This window comes from Actinophytocola sp. (genome assembly GCF_050699935.1).
Taxonomy (GTDB): domain Bacteria; phylum Actinomycetota; class Actinomycetes; order Mycobacteriales; family Pseudonocardiaceae; genus Actinophytocola.
This window is the reverse complement of record NZ_JBOHGB010000262.1, coordinates 1-4442: the sequence shown is the minus strand read 5'-3', so window position 1 is coordinate 4442 and position 4442 is coordinate 1. Positions and strand designations below refer to the sequence as shown.

Here is a 4442-nt window from a genome sequence, read left to right as displayed (position 1 = left end):
GTCGGCGCGGCGGCGGAGCGGGTCGCGGGCACCGACGAGTCGCTCACCGGCCGCCTCGCCGGCGTCGCCCGTGGCCGCGGCGCCGTCACCGCCGTCACCGCCGAGAACGGCACGCTGTCCTATGCGGACCTCATGGCCCGGGTCGAGGCCACCGCACGCGGGCTGCGCACCACGGGCACGCGCCCCGGTGACGTCGTAGGCATCGCGCTGCCACGCGGCCTGGACCTCGTCGTGGCCGTGCTCGGCGTCATGGCGTCCGGGGCCGCGTGCCTCGTGCTCGACGACTCCTGGCCGGCGGCCCGCGTCGCCGGTGTCCTCGCCGACGCGGGCGCCCGGGTGACCATCACCGGCGGCGACCAGGCGGTGCCGGGGGAGACCACCACGCTCGCCGCGCTCGCCGAGGCCGGCGCCGGCGCGCCGCTCGACCCGGTGCCCGCGCACGCCGCCGCGTATGTCATCTACACCTCCGGCTCCACGGGACGGCCCAAGGGCGTCCGCGTCACCCACCGCAACGTGCTCGCGCTGATCGACGCGACCGGTGGTGGCTACGGGTTCGGCTCCGACGACGTGTGGACCCTGTTCCACGCCTGCTCGTTCGACGTGTCGATGTACGAGATGTTCGGCTGCCTGCTGCACGGCGGCCGCCTCGTCGTCGTCCCCCGGTGGACCACCCGCGAGCCCGGCGACTTCGCCGAGCTCTGCGCCCGCGAACGGGTCACCGTGCTCAGCCAGACCCCGTCCGCGCTCACCGTCATGCTGCCCGCGCTCGCCGCGCGCCCGGCCGCCACCGAAGACCTGCGCTACGTCCTGTTCGCCGGCGAGGCACTCGACCGCGCGCTCGTCGACCGCTGGTACGCCGAGGTCGGCCACCGCGCCCGGCTCGTCAACATGTACGGGATCACCGAGACCACGGTGCACGCGTCGTGGCACTGGCTGCGTCCCGACGACGTGCGCACCGCTGAGTCCGCCATCGGCGGCCCGCTGCCCGGCACCGCGCTGCACGTGCTGCACGACGACGGCACCCCGGTCGCGGACCGCTGCGTCGGCGAGATCTACGTCGGCGGCCCGCAGGTCAGCGACGGCTACCTCGGCAGGCCGCGGGAGACCGCGCTGCGGTTCCTGCCCGACCCGTTCTCAGCCGTGCCCGGCGCCCGCATGTACCGGTCCGGCGACCTCGCCCGCCGTGACGGCACCACCTTGTCCTACCTCGGCCGCCGCGACCGCCAGGTCCAGGTCAACGGCTTCCGCGTCGAGCTCGCCGAGATCGAGGACGTGCTCGCCACGCAGCCGGGTGTCGCGGCCGCGGGGGCCGCGGTCGCCGGCGACGAGAGCGGCGCGCACATCGTGGCCGTCGTCGTGCCCGCCGGTGACACCATGCCGTCCACCGCCGGCCTCGCCGCCGCCGCCCGGGCGGTCCTGCCGCGCTACATGGTCCCCGGCACGGTCGCCGTGGTCGACGAGCTTCCCCTGACCACCAACGGAAAGCTCGACCGCGCCTCCGTCGTGGCCGCGGCGGCCGGGGTGAGGACGCCCGTGGTACCCGAGGACGCCGCCGCCCCGTCCGGGGCGGGCGAGACGATCCTGCTCGACCTGTTCCGCGAGGTGCTCGCCGACCCGGCCGTCACCACCGGCATCGACTTCTTCGACGGCGGCGGCGACTCCATGCGCGCCATCCGCCTCGTCAGCCTCGCCAAGGACCGCGGGCTGCGGCTCACCGTCCGGGACGTGTACGCGGCGCCGACCGTCCCGGCCCTCGCCGCCCGCGCCACCGCGGACGCCGGTGAGCCACACGCCGGTGCCGAGCCCTTCTCGTTGCTGCCCGCGGGCGCCACGTTCGCACCTGACATCGTCGACGCCTACCCGATGACCGCCATGCAGTCCGGGATGATCTACCACCAGGAGCTCGCGCCCGCCGCCCGCATCTACCACATCATGCTCAGCTACCGGGTCCGCGGCGTCATGGACCCGGTCGCGTTCCGCGCCGCCGCGCAGGCCGTCACCGACGCGCATCCCGTGCTGCGCACCACGTTCGACCTCGCGAACGAGCTCGGCCCGATCCAGCGCGTGCACACCGGCGTCACCGTGCCGATCGAGTTCGAGGACCTCACCCGGCTCGCCGGGGCGGAGCAGGAGGAACGGATCCGGCAGGTCGTCGCCCGCGAGACGGCCACCGACTTCGACCTCGCGGCGCCGCCGCTGTTCCGCCTCGTCGTGCTCACCACCTCCGCCGAGGACTACCAGCTGGTGTTCACCCACCACCACGCGATCCTCGACGGCTGGTCGGTCAACATCTTCTTCGAGGACCTGCACGCCCAGTACCGCATGCTGCTCGCCGAGGGCGCCGCGCCGCCGGTGCCACGCCCGAGGACCACGTTCGCCGACTACGTCGGCCTCGAACATCGCGCGCTCGCCGACGAGGACCACCGCCGGTTCTGGGCGGAGCGCACCGCCGACCGGGCCACGCTCATCGCCCCCCGCCGCGCGGACGCGCCCGTCATGCGTCAGTTCCACGTGGACTTCGCCGACTCGCTCGACGGGCTGCGTGCCACCGCGGCCCGCCTCGGCGTCCCGGTCAAGGCACTGCTGTGCGCCTCGCACCTGCGGGCCGTGGCCTGGCTGACCGGCACCGACGACGTCGCCACCAGCATGGTCTTCGCGTGCCGGCCGGAGAGCGCGGACTCCGACCGCATCCTCGGGCTCTTCCTCAACCAGCTGCCGCTTCGTGTCGCGCTCGCCGGACAGACGTGGGCCGAGCTCGCCGTGCTGGCGCACGAGGAGGAACAGGCGATGATGCGGCACCGCTGGTACCCGAACGCCGCCATCCAGGCCGCCCACGGCGCGGAGCCGCTGTTCGACTCCAGCTTCAACTTCACCGACTACCACACCACTCGCGACCTCGTCCGCGCCGGCAGCCTCGACCTCATCGACGCCGACGAGCTCGAGTCCACCCACTACGCGTTCGGGTCCAACTTCACCGTCGACGTCCGCACCCACGAGCTGCGGCTGCTGATGGAGTACGACGAGTCGGCGCTCCCGCACGGCACGCTCGTGCTCGGCGCCGAGGTGCACCGCAGGGCCATCGCCGCCATGATCGCCGACCCGGAACAGCCGTTCCGCGGCACACCGCTGCCCGGCATCGCCGACCTCGCCCGCCTCATGGAGACGGAGCAGCGGCCCGCCGTCACCCCACCGGCTGCGCCCGCCTCCCATGGCCTCGTAGGCCGCGGCGCCACCCCGGCCCCGCCCGCACAGGTTTCGGCGCGCTCTCCCCGGGAGGACAGCGTGCGCGAGGTGTGGGCCGAGGTGCTCGGCGCCGGTGACATCGACGCCACCACCACCACGTTCTTCGACGCGGGCGGCGACTCGCTCACCGCCATGCAGGTGGTCAGCCGGTTGCGTGCCCGCCACGGTGCGCTGTCCATGGGCACGTTCATGGCCGCGCCCACGATCGCTGGCCTCGCGCACGCACTCGACGACGCCACCGCGCGGCCGGGAACGGCACCAAAGACGGCCGCGGCACCGGTGGCCGAGGCGCGCCGCTACCCGCTGTCCCGTGCCCAGCGCCAGATGTGGGACATCGCCAACCAGCTGCCCGGCGTCGGCCTGTTCGGCATGGTCGGCGCGCTGCGCGCCGACGGGCCGCTGGACCTCGCCGTCCTCGAGCAGACCTTCGCCGCGCTCGCCGCCAGGCACGAGGCGCTCCGCGGCCGCGTGGAAGCCACGGACCTCGGCCCCGTCCTGGTGGTCGAGCCGCACGCCGAGGTCACCGTCGAGACGGTCGACCTCACCGGCGAGCACGACCCCGTCCGCCAGTGTGAACGGCGCATGGCCGCGGCCGCCCGCGAGGCCGTGCCGCTCGACCGTGCGCCGCTGATGCGGGTCGTCGTGCACCGCGTCGGCACAGACCGCCACGTCATCTTCCTGAACATCCACCACATCGTCTGCGACGGCTGGTCGCTCACCCTGCTGCTCGACGATGCCGCCCGCGTCTACCGCGAGATCGCCGTCGACGGCGCGCCCGCGCCGAGGCCCGCCCCGCTTGGCGCCGGCTGGCTCGCCGCCGACCGCGCCGACTGGCTCACCACCGACGCCGCCGCCGGGCAACGCGCGTACTGGCTCGACACGCTCAGCCCGCCATGGCCCGCCCTCGCCGACGGCGAGGGCAGCCGCTTCGCCGAGCTCGGCGAAGCGTCGTTCGTGCGGCGTCTCCGGTCGGCGGCCACCAGGGCCACACTGTCCGCCGAGGACGTGACCGCCCTTCGCGCCGCCGCCCGCGCCCACGGCATGACCGAGTTCATGGTCGTGCTAAGCGCCTACGCCGCGACCCTGCGGGCCTGGAGCGGCCAGGACGACGTCCGCGTCGCCACCATGCTCGCCAACCGCGTCGAGCCGGGCCTCGAGGAGGTCGTCGGTCTGGTCGCGAACACCGTGGTGTTGCGCAT

General features: G+C 74.4%; 1 protein-coding gene. It reads left to right on the top strand.

Features of this window, described 5'->3' with window-relative positions; translation table 11 throughout:
* A partial coding sequence (locus tag ACRDTB_RS37400; RefSeq protein WP_431436995.1) for an amino acid adenylation domain-containing protein occupies positions 1-4442 on the top strand: 4442 nt, incomplete at both ends.